Raw genomic sequence first — 16,263 nt, 5'->3', positions numbered from 1 at the left:
CTATTGGGTCACACCAGCCCGGAATAATCGTGCGCCCAGGCAAAAGTTGCATGAAAACCAGCCACTTGAGCGCTTCACTTGGGTGGTCATTTCGGCTTGATGCCGGTCAGAGCGCCCCACGCAATTGCGCGTTCGCAGCGCCCAGCAGCCAGTCCGACGAAGCTGCGGGGTCACACCCCCTGCGCTTGAGCTCGGCATGGGCGAACAATTCCGCCAGCTTCGGCTCGTTGCCCGAGGTCAACAGCGTCAGCCGGTTCAGCGTGCAGGCGATCGCCGCACGCCGGGCGGGCTCGGTCTCGCCCTGGCAGGAAAAGCCGGAGATCTGGAGCGCCGGGTCCTCGTTGCGCTGGAGGTAGCCCAGGCAAGTCTGCGTCCCCTTTGCCGCGACGCTGGGACGGAGCAGCGCAACTGGTCCAAATTTCGTATCGATCAGTCCGGCTTGCTCGAGCGGCGCCTCGCCAAGGCCTATCTGGAAAAGGCCCATCTGCATGGCCAGATCGGCGGCGGCCGGACGCGCCAGGTCGAATTCGCCGCCCGGCCGGTAGATTTCGAGTTCGGCGAGCGGCCGATCCCCTTCACCGGTCCAGCGCAGTACGTCCCGGCGGCCACCCTCTGGATGCCTGAAGACGGTGTAAGATATTGTTTTGTCTGATGGATCGAGCCGGTTCATCGCGAACGCCGGATGCGAGCTGTCGGCGACGCTCCAGCCCGGTTTCAGTGCCAGCTCGTCGTCGTGCAGGTTCGGCAACTGGCCGAGCGCCGCAAGCCCAAGGATGGCAAACAGCACCAGGACCCCCACATAGGCGAACAGGTGCGCCAGCGTGCCGACGATCTCGTCGGCGAAGTTGGCGAGCGCCAGATGGATCTGGGTGGGAGTTGCGGCCGTGCTGGCCTCAGGCGACTGCATCCACTGCCTTCAGGCATGGTCTAACGTTGTCTTGAGGCTGGTTCTCGCATAGAAGCGCTGCTCTTCCTGTTGAAGCGTCAGCTTCAGGAAAGGGCTTTTTCGTCGGAGAGTGAACGATGGGTTACAAAGTCGCAGTCGTCGGCGCGACCGGCAATGTCGGGCGGGAAATGCTCAACATCCTCGATGAGCGCAAATTTCCCGCGGACGAGGTCGTGGCATTGGCCTCACGCCGCAGCGTCGGCGTCGAGGTCTCCTATGGCGACCGCACCCTGAAGGTCAAAGCGCTCGAGCATTACGACTTCTCCGACGTCGATATCTGCCTGATGTCAGCGGGCGGCTCGGTGTCGAAGGAATGGTCGCCGAAGATCGGCGCCGCCGGCACGGTCGTGATCGACAATTCCTCGGCCTGGCGCATGGACCCGGACGTTCCGCTGATCGTGCCGGAAGTGAACGCCGACGCCGCCAAGGACTTTGGCAAAAAGAACATCATCGCCAACCCGAACTGCTCGACCGCGCAGCTCGTGGTCGCGCTCAAGCCGCTGCACGACAAGGCCACCATCAAGCGCGTCGTGGTCTCGACCTATCAATCGGTGTCGGGCGCCGGCAAGGATGCGATGGACGAACTGTTCTCGCAGACCAAGGCCGTCTACACCAACCAGGAGCTGATCAGTAAGAAGTTCCCCACGCGCATCGCCTTCAACGTCATCCCCCACATCGACGTCTTCATGGAGGACGGCTATACCAAGGAAGAGTGGAAGATGATGATGGAGACCAAGAAGATTCTTGATCCCAAGATCAAGCTCTCCGCCACCTGCGTGCGCGTGCCGGTGTTCGTCGGCCACTCCGAGGCCGTCAACATCGAGTTCGAGAATCCGATCACCGCCGACGAGGCCCGCGACATCCTGCGCAAGGCGCCCGGCTGCCTCGTCATCGACAAGCAGGAGCCCGGCGGCTACGCCACGCCGTATGAAGCGGCCGGCGAGGACGCGACCTATATCAGCCGGATCCGCGAAGATGCCACGGTCGAAAACGGTCTCGTGCTGTGGTGCGTGTCCGACAACCTACGCAAGGGCGCCGCGCTGAACGCGATCCAGATCGCGGAAGTGCTGATCAACCGCAAGCTGATCAGCGCGAAGAAAAAGGCGGCGTAAGCCGAACTGCAGTAGGGTGGGTTAGCCCTGCCGATGCGCGAAGCGCATCTGCTCGGCGTAACCCACCTCTTTTGCTTCCGCGGATACAGAAGCGGTGGGTTACGCCAGCGGACTTCGCTTCGCGCAGCCGCAAGGCTAACCCACCCTACGGGCTCGCTCACGCCACGTCGCGCACGCTTTTGAATTCCTTCGCAACCTGATCCAGCACAAACAGGGATCCCTCGGCGACGCCGAAATAGGCGCCGTGGAGCTGCATCTGGCCGGCGTCGACCGCCTTGCGCACGAACGGGAAGGTCATCAGGTTTTCCAGGCTGCGGAACACCGCGGCTTTCTCGATGCGCTCGACGAACTGCGCCATGGTCTCGTGTTCGCGCTGCTCCACCACCTCACCCGGCTTGATGAACATCTGCATCCATTTGCCGATGAAATCGCCGGGGGTGAGCGGCTCGATCTTGTCGACGAAGGCGCGGATGCCGCCGCATTGCGCATGCCCGAGCACCACGATGTGCTTTGTGCGCAGCACCTTGACCGCGTATTCCAGCGCCGCCGAGACGCCGTGTGCGTTGCCGTCGGGCTGATACACCGGCACCAGATTAGCGATGTTGCGGACGACGAAGAGCTCGCCCGGGCCGACGTCGAAGATCACCTCGGGCGAGACGCGCGAGTCGCAGCAGCCGATCACCATCACTTCCGGCGATTGCCCCTTCACCGACAGGTCGCGGTAGCGGGTCTGCTCGGTCGGCAGCCGCTGGGTGGCGAAGGCCTTGTAGCCTTCCAGCAAGCGCTGAGGGAATGCGGTCATGGCCTATGCCTAATCATATACCGCAAAGGCGAACAAGCCTTTCGAATGGGCAGGCCCGATGCTATCGGCTTTGGCTTATTTTGCTTGAGCATGATCTTTTCGGAAAACCGCCGCACACTTTTCGGGATCATGCACTAGAATTCGCCCGAGGAAACCGGAAGGAACGCTTGCATGACCCGCCCGCGCCGCAGCCATCTGTTCATGCCCGGCTCCAACCCCCGTGCGCTGGAAAAGGCGCGCAACCTGGCGGCCGACGGCCTGATCCTGGATCTGGAGGATTCCGTTGCTCCCGACGCCAAGGCCGCGGCGCGCGACGGCATCGCCGCCGCCATCGCCGCCAAGGGGTTCGGCAAGCGCGAGATTTTGATCCGGACCAACGGCCTGGATTCGCCCTGGTGGGCCGATGACGTTGCGATGGCCGCAAAGGCCTCGCCGGACGGCATCCTGGTTCCAAAAGTCTCCAGCGTCGAGGACCTCGACACGATCGGCCGCCAGCTCGCCGAGCTTGGCGCTGCGCCGACCGTGAAGGTCTGGGCTATGATCGAGACCGCGCGCGCCGTGTTGCATGCCGAGGAACTGTCCGCCGCCTCGCGCGATCCGAAGACGCGCCTGTCCGGTTTCGTGTTCGGGCCGAACGACATCTCGCGGGAGACGCGGATCAGGATGCTGCCGGGCCGCACGGCGATGATCCCGATGATCACGCACTGCATCCTGGCGACGCGCGCCCATCGCCTCGAGATCCTCGACGGGCCCTACAGCGACATCAACAACTCCGACGGCTTCGCCACCGAATGCGCGCAGGGCCGCGATCTCGGCTTCGACGGCAAGACGCTGATCCATCCGTCACAGATCGAGGCCTGCAACGCGATCTTCACGCCGCCGGAGGAGGAGGTCGCGCGCGCCCGAAAAATCATCGCGGCATTCGAACTGCCCGAGAACGTCTCGCGCGGCGCGATCCGCCTCGACGGCGCGATGGTCGAGCGGCTGCACGCCGACATGGCGCGGCGCACGATCGAGATCGCGGACGCGATCGCCGCGATGAGCAAGGGCTAGAGGTGCCTCCGTCGCGCTCCGTGCTGCTGGATCTCGACGGAACGCTGGTTGATTCGCAGCCGGGCATTGCCGCAAGCTGCTCGGTCGCACTGCATGCGCTCGGGCATGACCCCGGCGAAGCACTCGACATCAAGCGCTTTATCGGGCCACCGCTCGAAGACATGTTGCGGGCTTTGCTCGGGGTATACGGAGACGACCGGCTCGATGAAGCCGTGACGGCTTATCGCCAGCATTACGGCGAGAGCGGTCTGCTAGGAAGCGAGCTCTATCCCGGAATCAGCGTGGCGATCGAGGAGATGCGGCGCGCCGGACTGCGAGTCTATCTGGCCACATCGAAGCGCGAAGTCTTTGCGCGGCGAATCCTCGAGAACCTGAATCTGGCGGCGCACTTCGACGGCATTCACGGCTCGGTGCCAGGCGGCAAGCTGGATCATAAACCCGAGTTGTTCGCTCACATCCTGTCTGAACAGGATATCCCTGCTTCACACAGCGTGATGGTCGGAGATCGCCGGCACGACATCGCCGGAGCTCACGCGGTCGGCATGCGCGGCCTTGGCGCGCTGTGGGGATATGGCAGCCGGGACGAGCTCGAATCGGCGGGCGCAGACCAATTGGTGGAACGGCCCGCGGATCTCGCGCGCGTGGTTTTATCGATGTTAAGCAGCTAGCCCCGTTTCGAGCCGCACCGCGTCAGCGTGGCGCGAGATCGGCGCGATCGAGCGACTCCAGGGTCGAGGCATTGGCGCAATAGCCGTGATAATTTTCCGCGGCGGAACCGCTGACGAGATCACGATCGCATTGAGCCTTGTGTCTGCACAGTGCGCAGACCCTCTCCATGTCGCGCAGCAGCAGCGGCTGCGCGCGGCCTAGTCCTTCCGCACTGATGCCGAGCTGCTCCAGCATCTTCGGCAGCTCGTCAGCGGCATGGCGGCCGTGACGGACCAGTTCTTCGAGATCGTCCGGCGCAATCCTGAGATCACTCGCGATCCGGTCGAAATCGGCGCGGTCGAGTTGCCGCATCTCATTCAGTTCGCGGCGATGTTTCAGCCAGCTGGCGAAGGATTCGATGAGGTCCTGAACCACGGGATAGGGTCTGTTCGCGGTGCTCATGCGAGGCTCCATTGGGCTCGTCCAGTTGCAGCCGAATAGAGCACAATGGTGCATATGCACGTTGCGCTGGATCAAATGCCGCTCTCGTGTCCGGGACAGCGTAAGAGGGCTACGCGAATTTTTCTGCAGCCCACGCATACAGGCTGCCCGGGATCGGTGGCTGGCCGCCGCGGCCTTTGGGCGAGATGTGAAGGCCGATGATGTCGGGATTGGTGAGGAGACCGAGATAGCTCGATGGCTCGAAGAAAAGCTTCGGCTCGGCATGCACGGCGTAGAACGACTGCTTCGGCAGAGCGTTCTGCAATTCGCCGGTACGGCGGGCGAGGGCGGTGAGTGCCGCGGGCCCGAAGATCGCAACGCGAATATCCGCGAGACGGTTGGAGCCGCCGCGCAGGCGCCGGATCGCAAAGGTGAGGCGATGGCGCAGCGACAGCCAGTTCGGCATCAGCTCCTCCTGCTCCATCAACTCCTCGAAGGCGGCAACGATGCCGTGCTCGGGCGGCAGATAGATCACGGAGTTGCCGAGCTGGCGCGGCCGCTCCCAAGCGAAGTAAGGTTTTGCCGGATCGATCATCGCGGGCTTGAGCAACAGCACATCGGCATCGAGCCAGAGACCAAGGCCCTTCGCCATCAGCTTCATGCGGAAGAAGTCGCTGAACTGAAGCGCGGTCCAGTCGCGCCAGCTTCCGTCCGGCTGCGGTGGCCGCAACCGTTCCGAGAAGGCATGCGGCAGGATCGCTTCGGCATCCGCATTGCCGACGCCGGCGGGCAGGCCCGGAATGCTATCGAAGCTGTAGACCGTGACCTTGTGGCCGGCAGCCAACTGCGAGCGCAGACAGGTCTGGCGCAGGGCGTCCATCGGACCATGCCAGAAGGTGACGATGTCGGGCAGCATGCGCGCAAGCTTAGAGCATGATCCGGAAAAGTGTGCAGCGGTTTTCCGAAAAGATCATGCTCAAACACCAAGGGATAATGAGGGCAAAGAAAAAGCCCCGGCGCGCGTGGCACCGGGGCTCCAAACGAGACTTGCGATCAGGCCCAGGCGCGTTCGCGCTTGAGCTTCTCCTCGTAGGTGTCGATCGAGGCCTTCTTCTCCATCGTCAGCCCGATGTCGTCGAGACCGTTCATCAGACAGTGCTTGCGGAACGGATCGATCTCGAACTTGACCGTGCCGCCATCGGGGCCGCGGATCTCCTGGTTCGGCAGGTCGATCGTCAGCGTCGCATTGGCGCCGCGCTCGGCGTCGTCAAACAGCTTGTCGAGGTCTTCTTGGGCAACGCGGATCGGCAGAATGCCGTTCTTGAAGCAGTTGTTGTAGAAGATGTCGCCGAACGAGGTCGAGATCACGCAGCGGATGCCGAAATCGAGCAGCGCCCACGGCGCGTGCTCGCGGCTCGAGCCGCAGCCGAAATTGTCCCCGGCGACCAGCACCTTCGCATTGCGATAGGCCGGCTGGTTCAGCACGAAATCCGGGTTCTCGCTGCCGTCGTCCTTGTAGCGCTGCTCGGAGAAGAGCCCCTTGCCAAGGCCGGTGCGCTTGATGGTCTTGAGGTACTGCTTCGGAATGATCATGTCGGTGTCGACGTTGATGATCTTCAGCGGCGCCGCGACGCCTTCCAGCGTGGTGAACTTGTCCATGGTTGCGCTTCCCGGGGGTGGTTCTGGGGAACTGGCTATGTATCGCGATCGGGGCGGAAATCCTAGGCCGAATTCGGCAGATCTCATCTGCTTGCCGGATCTGAGGCCGTACTGGCGCGACATCGGGAATTCACCTCTTCCTTGGGAGAGGTCGACGCGTAGCGGCGGGTGAGGGTTTACGGTCTTGCGTTGGGGCAGCGCCCCCTCACCCGATTTGCTGGCGCAAATCGACCTCTCCCCGCTGGGGAGAGGTGAACCAGACTCACTGTTAGTCTGCTCGAGCCTCGATTGCCGCCATATCGTCGTCCGACAGCCCGAAATGGTGGCCGATCTCGTGGATCAGGACGTGGCGGACGATGTGGCCGAGGCTTTCCTCATGCTCGGCCCAATAGTCCAGGATCGGCCGCCGGTAGAGCCAGACCATGTTGGGCAGCCGTGCCACGTCGCCAAGACTCTGGTGCGGCAGGCCGACGCCCTGGAACAGGCCGAGCAGGTCGAACTCACTCTCGCATTCCATCTCGTCGAGCACCTCCTCGGTCGGGAAGTCGTCGACGCGGATGATCACGCCCTCGCAGAGGCCACGAAACTCCGCTGGCAGGCGCTCGAACACGTCATGTGCCATCGCTTCCATTTCGGCCAGCGAGGGCGCCTTCAATTCCGTCCACATGCCCTCTCTTAGCGCGGGTTTCCCGGCGATGCATCCGGCTTTATAAGCGCGGCAAGGTTGACGGGCGCCGCCAAAACGGGGAGCGTACGGCGCCTTGATGGGGACGTTTCAGGTGGGTGGTGCGATGCGGGCGGGAACAGCGGTACTGGTTCTACTTTGCATGGGGTTGTTTTCGCAATTTTGCGGCAGTGCCGAGGCTCAGACGGCCGGCCCCGAAGTCCGATTGGCCCAGGCCTTGCCTGACGCCCCGCCGCCGCGCAAGCGGCCGCCGGCCCGGCTGCGCGTCACGCCCTATTACAGCCCGGACGGCGTCTATCCGCGCTATAACCCGGGCCCCGACGCGGTCCGCGAATGCAATGCGACCTACGTTCAGGAATTCCGGCCCAGCGGCACCGTGATCGTGCCGCATATGAGCTGCTACTGGCGCCGGGGCTGACACCACTTTTTTAATGCGCGACCCATCTTGCGCTGGCCGCAGCGCGGTGCGCGGAACGTCCTTCATTTTCCTTCATTCATAGGGCATTCACGTCGTTGCCCTTAGTTTGATCTCGGGAGCGAGAAGGATGGTCCGCGCCGCGAACGAGCGTCGCAACTCCCGCTGTCCAGATTCAGGGAGGAGTCCATGCTGAGCATCTTCGGTCTCGGGACAAGCCCGATGCGCTTGCTCGCTCTTGCGGCCACTGCCACGCTGATGCTGTCGGCCGGGACTGCGCAGCGCGCTGAAGCGATGACCCCAATCAATCCGACGGCGTTGCCGGCGGCAAAGGCTGTCGCCGACGACATGATCACGCCGGTTCGCCATGGCGGCGGTGGCGGACACGGTGGAGGCTTCCATGGCGGCGGCTTTCACGGCGGCGGCTTCCGCGCCGCGCCGGTCTTTCACGGCGGTGGCTATCGCTACGGCGGATTTCACCGCTATGGCGGCTATCATCGCTACGGAGTCTATCGCCCCCATTACGGCTATCGCCACTTCCATCGGCGCTACTATTACGGCGGCTACTATCCCTATTACAGCCATCCGCGCCGCTGCCGGATCGTCTGGACCTATTACGGCCCGCGCCGCATCTGCCGCTGGCATCGCTGGCACCATCCGTACCGATATTGGTAAAGCAGCCAAGCGATTGAAATGAAAAGGGCGCCTGAGGCGCCCTTTGTTTATCGCGTGGTTCAGAGCCGATCCTTCTTCCACGACGTTGGCTTCCACCGCGTCAGGGTCTCGAGCTTCCACTGCTTGAACATTGCCGGCGGCCAGCGGCTGAGCCGTGAGGTCTCCTCGACCTCGGGCCTGGTGACGGCACGCAGCGGCGCAGACCGACGCCGGTGCTGGCGGGTCGCTTCGCCGATCAGATCGACATATTCAGGCTTGTTGGCCATGGCGGGCGTCCTCGCGTATCCGTCGCGAGGACGCAGTGTCGGCAATGCCGATTAACGGATGTTTGCCGCTTTAGCTCAAATTGCAGCGAGCAGCTTACCGCCACTCCCGCACATCGACGAAGTGGCCCGCAATCGCGGCCGCTGCCGCCATCGCCGGCGACACCAGATGGGTGCGGCCCTTGAAGCCCTGGCGTCCCTCGAAGTTACGATTCGAGGTCGAAGCGCAGCGCTCTTCCGGCTTCAGCTTGTCCGGGTTCATGGCGAGGCACATCGAGCAGCCCGGCTCGCGCCATTCGAAGCCGGCCTTGATGAAGATCTTGTCCAGACCTTCAGCTTCGGCCTGCTCCTTCACGATGCCGGAGCCCGGCACGACCATGGCGTTGACGTTTGCCGAGACCTGCTTGCCTTCCGCGATCTTCGCGGCGGCGCGCAGATCCTCGATGCGGCCATTGGTGCAAGAGCCGATGAAGATGCGGTCGAGCTTGATGTCGGTGATCTTCGTGCCCGCGGTCAGGCCCATATATTTCAGCGCGCGGTGCTTCGACAGACGCTTGGCCTCGTCCGCGATCTGGTCTGGATCGGGCACGATGCCGGTCACCGAGATCACGTCCTCAGGGCTGGTGCCCCAGGTCACGATCGGCGGCAGCTTTGCCGCATCCAGCCGCAGCTCGTGGTCGAAATGCGCGCCATCGTCTGAACGCAAGCCTTCCCAATAGCGCATCGCCGCATCCCAGGCCGCGCCCTTCGGTGCCTTGGGACGATCGCGCAGGAAGTCGTAGGCCTTCTGGTCCGGCGCAACCAGGCCGGCGCGCGCGCCGCCCTCGATCGACATGTTGCACACCGTCATGCGGCCTTCCACCGACAGCGCGCGGATCGCGTCGCCGGCGTATTCCAGCACGTAGCCGGTGCCGCCCGCGGTTCCGATCTCGCCGATGATGGCGAGGATGATATCCTTGCCCGTCACGCCGTCCGGCAATTTGCCGTCGACGGTGACGCGCATGTTCTTGGCCTTCTTCTGGATCAGCGTCTGCGTCGCCAGCACGTGCTCGACTTCCGATGTGCCGATGCCGTGCGCCAGCGCGCCGAACGCGCCATGCGTCGAGGTATGGCTGTCACCGCAGACGATGGTGGTGCCGGGCAGCGTAAAACCCTGCTCGGGGCCGATGACGTGGACGATGCCCTGACGCTTGTCGAACTCGTTGTAATATTCGATGCCGAATTCCTTGGCGTTGTCGGCCAGCGCCTTGATCTGCTCGATGCTTTCAGGGTCGGGGTTCGGCTTGGTGCGGTCGGTGGTCGGCACGTTGTGATCGACGACGGCGAGCGTCTTCTCCGGCGCGTGGACCTTGCGCCCCGTGGCGCGCAGGCCTTCGAACGCCTGCGGCGAGGTCACCTCATGCACCAGATGGCGGTCGATATAGAGCAGGCAGGTGCCGTCAGCGGCTTCGTGCACCAGATGGTCGTTCCAGATCTTGTCGTACAATGTGGTCGGCTTGGACATGAGCGTCAGCTCCGGAATGTTGTGTAGCGGATATGCGCGATCAGGCGCGGGGCAACGAAGTCGTCTTCAGCGCAGCGTTTAAGCTGCGGGACTAAGCTCTGACGTTGCCGAGGTCGCGAAGCGTCCGAAGAACCGGCCAGGCAGCCGCGAGCGATCGTCGATGACGATTCGCGTGATGGATGCGAAGCTGGTCAGATCTGGAAACATTCCAAGAATATATAGCAGGCCGATCCGGAATCGCGAGGGCTTTCCATCCGCGCGCCTCGCCGACGTGCCGCGCGCACACCGTATACCCCTCACCCTGAGAGGAGCGCGATGCTGGCGCGCGTCTCGAAGGGCGAGGCCACGGACCGGGCCTTCATCCTTCGAGACGCGCGTTCCGCGCTCCTCAGGATGAGGATCGACCCGTGCGTCCGCGCACGCCTGACGCAACAAAAAAGCGCGGGGCCAGGCCCCGCGCTTTTCGAAAACTTGCCTGCCTTCGAGACTACTCGTTGACGGCGGCGGGACGGTCCTGCTTCTTCTCGACGATACGGGCCGACTTGCCGCGGAGATTGCGGAGGTAATAGAGCTTGGCGCGACGAACCTTGCCGCGGCGCACCACCTTGATCGAGTCGATCATCGGCGACATCACCGGGAACACGCGCTCGACGCCCTCGCCGTATGAAATCTTGCGGACGGTGAAGCTCTCGTTGAGGCCACCGCCGGAACGGCCGATGCAGACGCCTTCATAGGCTTGCACGCGAGTGCGGTCGCCTTCGACGACCTTCACGTTGACGATCAGGGTATCGCCGGGGCCGAATTCCGGAATGTCCTTGCCGGCGGAAAGCTTGTCGAATTGCTCTTGTTCGAGCTGCTTGATCAGGTTCATGGGTAATCTCCATCCGCGCGCCCAGCCTTGGAAACGGGGGCTGCGCAAAATTCGTCTATCCAGCCATTGCGGATTTGGCCGCTGCTATAAGGCAAGCTGGAGCGTTTGTCACCCGTCTGTCGTGCTTTTTGGCGTTTTTTGGCCGGAGGTTTGATTCGGGGCCTTTGTCCGCAAATCCGGCCGCCGAGCCGCCGTCAGAGCCTCGGATTCCGCCCGCCGCCAGGCCGCGACCTTGGCATGGTCGCCCGAAGTGAGGGTTTGGGGGATCGGAACCCCCTCGAACAGCTGCGGCCGGGTATATTGAGGGTATTCGAGGAGGCCGTCGGAGAAGCTTTCCTCGGTTCCCGAGGCCTCCTTGCCCATGACCCCCGGCAACAGCCGGACGCAGGCGTCAATCAGCGCCATGGCCGCGATCTCGCCCCCGGACAGCACGTAGTCGCCGATCGAGACCTCCTCCAGGCCGCGGCCGTCGATCACCCGCTGGTCCACCCCCTCGAACCGCCCGCAGACGATCAGGGGGCCGAGGCCCTGGGCGAGCTCCACGACGCGGGCCTGGGTCAATGGCCGACCGCGCGGGCTCATGAGCAGGCGGGGGCGCCGTTTTGACAGATCCTGGCCGATCTCGGCGGCATCGATTGCGGCGGCCAGAATATCCGCCCGCAACACCATGCCCGGACCGCCGCCGGCAGGGGTATCATCGACGCTGCGGTGGCGATCGGTGGCAGAGGCCCGGATGTCCCGCGCCTCCAGCTCCCAAAGCCCGGACGCCAGCGCCCGGCCGGCGAGGCTCACGCCGAGCGGTCCCGGAAACATCTCCGGAAACAACGTCAGTACCGTCGCGCGCCAGGGTGAGGGGTTGGTCATAGCTTTCATTCTCGTCGTCCCGGACAAGCGAAGCGCGATCCGGGACCCCATAACCACCGCAGCCCATTTTGCGACGGCTGGAGCGAACAGCTTACCCAAAACCACGAGCTGTGGTTATGGGTCCCGACCCCCCGTGCGCAAATTGCGCACTAGGCCGGGACGACTCGAGGAGGGATCTTCGTCCTGATCCCCGCCCTCGACCTCCTGAGGCAGCTCGATCACGACGCGTCCACCGGCAATATCGACCTCCGGCACCACCGCGTTGGTGAACGGCAGCAGCATCGTCGCGCCCTTTGACGGCGCGATCTCGATGATGTCGCCGGCACCGAAATTATGGATAGCGAGCACGCGACCGAGCGGTTCGCCGGCCGTGGTGACGGCGGCGAGTCCGATCAGGTCGGCGTGGTAATATTCGTCCTCATCGGTCGCCGGCAGCTTTTCGCGCGCGACATAGAGCTCGATGCCGTTGAGGCGTTCGGCCTCATCGCGGGTCGCGACGCCCTTGAACGTCGCGACCAGGTGATCCTTGGCCTCACGCGCCGTTGCTACCTCGAACTGGCGCTTGCCGTCCTTGGACAGAAGCGGCCCATAGCGCCGCACGGCCAAAGGATCTTCGGTGAAGGTCCACAATTTGACGGCGCCGCGCACACCATGCGCGGCGCCGATCCGCGCGACGCAGATCAGCGCCGACATGGGCTGGCCTTAGCCCTTCGCAGCGGCTTCGGCCTGCGCCTTGCGCTCCTTGCGCGGCACGGCCTTCTCCGGGTTGCTGCGCGCTTCGCGCTTCTTGACGCCGGCAGCATCGAGGAAGCGCGACACGCGGTCCGAGGGCTGCGCGCCCTTGGCGAGCCAGGCCTTCACCTTGTCCATGTCGAGCTTCAGCCGGGTCTCGTTGTCCTTCGGCAGCAGCGGATTGAAATAGCCGAGACGCTCGATGAAGCGGCCATCGCGCGGGAAGCGCGAGTCGGCGACGACGACGTGATAGACGGGACGCTTCTTGGTGCCCGCGCGCGCGAGGCGAATTACGACTGACATGTTGGTCTCCTGAGTGTCGGTTAATTGAAAAGTTAGCTCGTCATTCCGGGGCGCGCGAAGCGCGAGGCCGGAATCCATCGCGCCGCATACCGCGGAGGAAATGGATTCTCAGATGCGCAATTGCGCATCATAGCTCGCGCCAAGAGACGCGCCCCGGAATGACGAGGCGAGAGTGCCCTCACTTCTTCTTCCCCAGTCCGGGGAAGCCGCCGAGCCCGGGCAGGGTCGGCTTGTTGCTGAGGCCCGTGAGCCCCGGCACATTCGGAAGACCCTGGCGCAGACCCGGCGGCAGATCCTTCGGCAGGCTGGGCAAGCCTTGGCCGCCGCCGCTCTGCATCTTTTCCTGCAACGCCTTCATCTCTTCCGGCGAAGGCGGCTTCATGCCGCCGCCAAAGCCCATGGCTTGCGCGATGCCGGCGAGCGGGCCGCGCTTGCCCGAGCCCATGGCCTTCATCACGTCGGCCATGTTCCGGTGCATCTTGAGCAGCTTGTTGACCTGCTCGACGCTCTGGCCGCTTCCGGCGGCGATGCGCTTCTTGCGGCTGGCCTTGAGCAAATCGGGATGACGCCGCTCGTCGCGCGTCATGGAATCGATCACGGCGACCTGGCGCTTCAAAATCTTGTCGTCAATGCCGGCCGCCGCGATCTGATTCTTCATCTTGGCGATGCCGGGCATCATGCCCATCAAACCGCTGATGCCGCCCATATTGGCCATCTGCAACAGCTGCTCGCGCATGTCGTTGAGGTCGAACTGGCCCTTGCGCATCCGCTCGGCGGTGCGCGCGGCCTTTTCGGCGTCGATGTTGGCGGCGGCACGCTCGACCAGCGACACCACGTCGCCCATGCCGAGGATGCGCCCCGCAATACGGTCGGGATGGAAATCCTCCAGCGCGTCGGTCTTTTCGCCGGTGCCGATCAGCTTGATCGGCTTGCCGGTGACGGCGCGCATCGACAGCGCGGCGCCGCCGCGGCCATCGCCGTCCACGCGGGTCAGCACGATGCCGGTGAGGCCGACGCGCTCGTCGAAGGCGCGGGCGAGGTTGACGGCGTCCTGGCCGGTGAGGCTGTCCGCGACCAGCAGCACTTCATGCGGATTGGCGGCAGCCTTGATGCTTGCTGCTTCCGCCATCATCTCTTCGTCGAGCGTGGTGCGGCCGGCGGTGTCGAGCAGTACGATGTCGTAGCCGCCAAGCTTGCCGGCCTCGAGCGCGCGCTTGGCGATCTGCGGCGGCTGCTGGCCGGCGACGATCGGCAGGGTCGGAATATCGAGATCGCGGCCGAGCACGGCCAGCTGCTCCATCGCCGCCGGGCGGTAGATATCGAGCGAAGCCATCAGCACCTTGCGCTTGTCGCGCTGGACCAGGCGGCGGGCGAGCTTTGCGGTGGTGGTGGTTTTACCCGAGCCTTGCAGGCCGACCATCATGATCGGCACCGGCGGCACGGAATTCACGTCGATGGTCTGGCTTTCGGCGCCGAGCGTGTTGATCAGTTCGTCATGGACGATCTTGACCACCATCTGGCCTGGAGTCACCGACTTGACGACGGTGGCGCCGATCGCCTGCTCGCGGACCCGCTCGGTGAAGCTGCGCACGACCTCGAGCGCGACGTCGGCCTCCAGCAACGCGCGGCGCACCTCGCGCATCGCGGCATCGACGTCCTTTTCGGTCAGCGCACCGCGCCCCGTCAGACGATCGAGAATGCCGCCAAGCCGTTCCGACAGATTGTCGAACAATGCCGTTGTCCCTTGTCCTGCTCGCGCAGGCTTGCCGTATTCGCCACTGTCATGCCCCGGCTTGACCGGGGCATCCAGTACGCCGCGGCTTCTCGGTTCAAGCCGAGCCGCCTCTGGAATACTGGATCCCCCGCTTTCGCGGGGATGACCACGCTCTCGTTCCTTGGCAAGCTGCAAGGAAGCGATCTTCCAAACACCTTTACGCCCGAGGGCGCATAGCGCTGTCGGGCGTTGGCCTCTGACCTCGAGGGCCAGTGGGCGGGTCGAAAAGAAAGCCTTTCCGAGAAAGTGGGCGGGTTAAACGCCGCTGGCGCCCAAAAGTCAAGGAAAGTTAGGGTGCCGAGGCGCCTCTGGGAAGGCAAGGCTTTGAGAATGTGCTTCTTTTGGTCGTGGGTTCCATTCTCTACGGGGTCGCCCATATTAGGCGAGATGCCTTACCTCGCGTATCGTCCTTGACCAGCCGTGCCGATCACCCGCCGCCGCATCTTCGGACTGCTTGCCGGCGGCGCCGCGCTGGTCGGTGTTCCGTGGCTCTGGATGTCCCGCATGAAAACCTACGACGGATCCGCCTCCGACCACTTTAACGGCCTGCACTTCTTTGATCCGGACGGCGCGCCGCCAAGATCGCTTGGCGAGGTCCTGCGCTGGCAATTCGGCCGCGGGCGGCAACGCGCGACCTGGCCTGTGTGGGCGCCGAGCCCCCATGCCGACACGCCGCCGGCCGCCGTCGACGGTGACAAGGTACGGCTCTCCTTCGTCGGCCATGCAAGCTGGCTAATCCAGACCGGCGGCCTCAACATCCTGGTCGATCCGGTCTGGTCGATGCGGGCTTCGCCCATCAGCTTCGCCGGACCGAAGCGGCACAACGATCCCGGCATCGCATTCGAGAAATTGCCGAAGATCGACGTCGTGCTGGTCTCGCACGGACACTATGATCATCTCGATGTCGCGACGCTGTCGCGGCTCGCCAAGAATTTTGCGCCGCGCGTGGTCACGCCGCTCGGCAACGACGTCACGATGCGCAGTGCCGATCCCACGATCAAGGTGGAAGCGTTCGACTGGCACGATCGCGTCGAGTTCGGTGGCGGTATTGCCGTGACACTGGTGCCGACCCGGCACTGGACGGCGCGCGGCATGTTCGATCGCAACAGGGCGCTGTGGGCGAGTTTTGTGCTGGAGACGCCGGCCGGAAAAATCTACGTCGTCTGCGATTCCGGCTATGGCGAGGGCACGCATTTCCGCCGCGTCGCCGAGGCGCATGGGCCGCTCCGCCTGGCGATCCTCCCCATCGGCGCCTACGAGCCGCGCTGGTTCATGCGCGACCAGCACATGAATCCGGAGGATGCGGTGAAGGCGCTCGCCGATTGCGGCGCGCAGGCCGCGCTCGGGCATCACCATGGGACGTTTCAGCTGACGGACGAAGCGATCGATGCGCCGGCCAAGGCGCTGGTCGAAGCGCTCGATGCGGCGAAGATTCCGCAAGAGCGGTTCGTGGCGATGAAGCCGGGGCAGGTGGTGGAGATTTAGCCCCATCGACGCACACAACTGTGCTCCGGAC

Annotated in this window: 19 protein-coding genes; 6 read left to right on the top strand and 13 right to left on the bottom strand. The window is 64.1% G+C overall.

Features of this window, described 5'->3' with window-relative positions; translation table 11 throughout:
* Window positions 1–106: 106 nt before the first annotated feature.
* Window positions 107–907 carry a hypothetical protein gene (locus GWG65_RS24805; protein WP_275198174.1) on the bottom strand — a complete coding sequence of 267 codons (801 nt, stop codon included), beginning with the start codon at window positions 905–907 and terminating at the stop codon, window positions 107–109.
* A gap of 116 nt (window positions 908–1,023) precedes the next feature.
* Between GWG65_RS24805 and GWG65_RS24800 the strand changes: the two genes are divergently transcribed.
* Complete coding sequence (locus tag GWG65_RS24800) at window positions 1,024–2,058, top strand: aspartate-semialdehyde dehydrogenase (RefSeq protein ID WP_275198173.1); 1,035 nt, start codon at window positions 1,024–1,026, stop codon at window positions 2,056–2,058.
* A gap of 157 nt (window positions 2,059–2,215) precedes the next feature.
* On the opposite strand, the gene GWG65_RS24795 is transcribed toward GWG65_RS24800, so the two are convergent.
* Window positions 2,216–2,860 (bottom strand): carbonic anhydrase, encoded by a 645-nt coding sequence (locus GWG65_RS24795; protein WP_275198172.1) that lies wholly within the window; start codon window positions 2,858–2,860, stop codon window positions 2,216–2,218.
* A 171-nt stretch (window positions 2,861–3,031) separates the two neighbouring features.
* Between GWG65_RS24795 and GWG65_RS24790 the strand changes: the two genes are divergently transcribed.
* Both GWG65_RS24790 and GWG65_RS24785 read left to right on the top strand, forming a co-directional pair.
* On the top strand, window positions 3,032–3,913 hold the full coding sequence (locus tag GWG65_RS24790) for a CoA ester lyase (RefSeq protein WP_275198171.1): 882 nt from the start codon (window positions 3,032–3,034) through the stop codon (window positions 3,911–3,913).
* A gap of 2 nt (window positions 3,914–3,915) precedes the next feature.
* Window positions 3,916–4,581 carry an HAD hydrolase-like protein gene (locus tag GWG65_RS24785; RefSeq protein ID WP_275198170.1) on the top strand — a complete coding sequence of 222 codons (666 nt, stop codon included), beginning with the start codon at window positions 3,916–3,918 and terminating at the stop codon, window positions 4,579–4,581.
* Between the two features lie 22 nt (window positions 4,582–4,603).
* Here GWG65_RS24785 and GWG65_RS24780 read toward each other — a convergent pair whose 3' ends face one another.
* The 4 genes from GWG65_RS24780 to GWG65_RS24765 form a co-directional block, all read right to left on the bottom strand.
* On the bottom strand, window positions 4,604–5,023 hold the full coding sequence (locus GWG65_RS24780) for a hypothetical protein (RefSeq protein WP_275198169.1): 420 nt from the start codon (window positions 5,021–5,023) through the stop codon (window positions 4,604–4,606).
* Between the two features lie 109 nt (window positions 5,024–5,132).
* Window positions 5,133–5,918 carry a hypothetical protein gene (locus GWG65_RS24775; protein ID WP_275198168.1) on the bottom strand — a complete coding sequence of 262 codons (786 nt, stop codon included), beginning with the start codon at window positions 5,916–5,918 and terminating at the stop codon, window positions 5,133–5,135.
* 137 nt (window positions 5,919–6,055) lie between these two features.
* Complete coding sequence (gene leuD, locus GWG65_RS24770; protein ID WP_275198167.1) at window positions 6,056–6,661, bottom strand: 3-isopropylmalate dehydratase small subunit; 606 nt, start codon at window positions 6,659–6,661, stop codon at window positions 6,056–6,058.
* Between the two features lie 268 nt (window positions 6,662–6,929).
* A complete protein-coding gene (locus tag GWG65_RS24765; RefSeq protein WP_275198166.1) occupies window positions 6,930–7,328 on the bottom strand; it encodes a metallopeptidase family protein in 399 nt (132 codons plus the stop codon).
* Between the two features lie 160 nt (window positions 7,329–7,488).
* Between GWG65_RS24765 and GWG65_RS24760 the strand changes: the two genes are divergently transcribed.
* Window positions 7,489–7,764, top strand: a complete 276-nt coding sequence (locus GWG65_RS24760) for a hypothetical protein (protein ID WP_275198165.1) — start codon at window positions 7,489–7,491, stop codon at window positions 7,762–7,764.
* Between the two features lie 186 nt (window positions 7,765–7,950).
* Window positions 7,951–8,436, top strand: a complete 486-nt coding sequence (locus GWG65_RS24755) for a hypothetical protein (RefSeq protein WP_275198164.1) — start codon at window positions 7,951–7,953, stop codon at window positions 8,434–8,436.
* A 59-nt stretch (window positions 8,437–8,495) separates the two neighbouring features.
* Here GWG65_RS24755 and GWG65_RS24750 read toward each other — a convergent pair whose 3' ends face one another.
* The 7 genes from GWG65_RS24750 to ffh form a co-directional block, all read right to left on the bottom strand.
* Complete coding sequence (locus tag GWG65_RS24750) at window positions 8,496–8,702, bottom strand: hypothetical protein (RefSeq protein ID WP_275198163.1); 207 nt, start codon at window positions 8,700–8,702, stop codon at window positions 8,496–8,498.
* A gap of 94 nt (window positions 8,703–8,796) precedes the next feature.
* Window positions 8,797–10,203, bottom strand: a complete 1,407-nt coding sequence (gene leuC, locus GWG65_RS24745) for a 3-isopropylmalate dehydratase large subunit (RefSeq protein WP_275198162.1) — start codon at window positions 10,201–10,203, stop codon at window positions 8,797–8,799.
* A gap of 487 nt (window positions 10,204–10,690) precedes the next feature.
* On the bottom strand, window positions 10,691–11,074 hold the full coding sequence (gene rplS, locus GWG65_RS24740) for a 50S ribosomal protein L19 (RefSeq protein ID WP_275198161.1): 384 nt from the start codon (window positions 11,072–11,074) through the stop codon (window positions 10,691–10,693).
* Window positions 11,075–11,182: 108 nt separating this feature from the next.
* Window positions 11,183–11,938 (bottom strand): tRNA (guanosine(37)-N1)-methyltransferase TrmD, encoded by a 756-nt coding sequence (gene trmD / locus GWG65_RS24735; protein WP_275198201.1) that lies wholly within the window; start codon window positions 11,936–11,938, stop codon window positions 11,183–11,185.
* A 114-nt stretch (window positions 11,939–12,052) separates the two neighbouring features.
* Window positions 12,053–12,631, bottom strand: coding sequence for a ribosome maturation factor RimM (rimM, locus tag GWG65_RS24730; RefSeq protein ID WP_275198160.1), 579 nt, complete (start codon window positions 12,629–12,631; stop codon window positions 12,053–12,055).
* A 9-nt stretch (window positions 12,632–12,640) separates the two neighbouring features.
* The gene (rpsP, locus tag GWG65_RS24725; RefSeq protein WP_143842481.1) at window positions 12,641–12,973 is read right to left on the bottom strand and encodes a 30S ribosomal protein S16; all 333 of its coding nucleotides are present in this window, start codon (window positions 12,971–12,973) and stop codon (window positions 12,641–12,643) included.
* A 178-nt stretch (window positions 12,974–13,151) separates the two neighbouring features.
* Complete coding sequence (gene ffh, locus GWG65_RS24720) at window positions 13,152–14,705, bottom strand: signal recognition particle protein (protein WP_148743945.1); 1,554 nt, start codon at window positions 14,703–14,705, stop codon at window positions 13,152–13,154.
* Between the two features lie 462 nt (window positions 14,706–15,167).
* On the opposite strand from ffh, the gene GWG65_RS24715 reads away from it, so the two are divergent.
* Window positions 15,168–16,232, top strand: coding sequence for an MBL fold metallo-hydrolase (locus GWG65_RS24715; RefSeq protein ID WP_275198159.1), 1,065 nt, complete (start codon window positions 15,168–15,170; stop codon window positions 16,230–16,232).
* Window positions 16,233–16,263 lie beyond the last annotated feature (31 nt).

The sequence above is a fragment of the Bradyrhizobium sp. CSA207 genome, assembly GCF_029051685.1.
Lineage (GTDB): Bacteria > Pseudomonadota > Alphaproteobacteria > Rhizobiales > Xanthobacteraceae > Bradyrhizobium.
The sequence above is the reverse complement of the archived record's forward strand: the minus strand, read 5'-3'. Positions and strand labels throughout refer to the sequence as shown.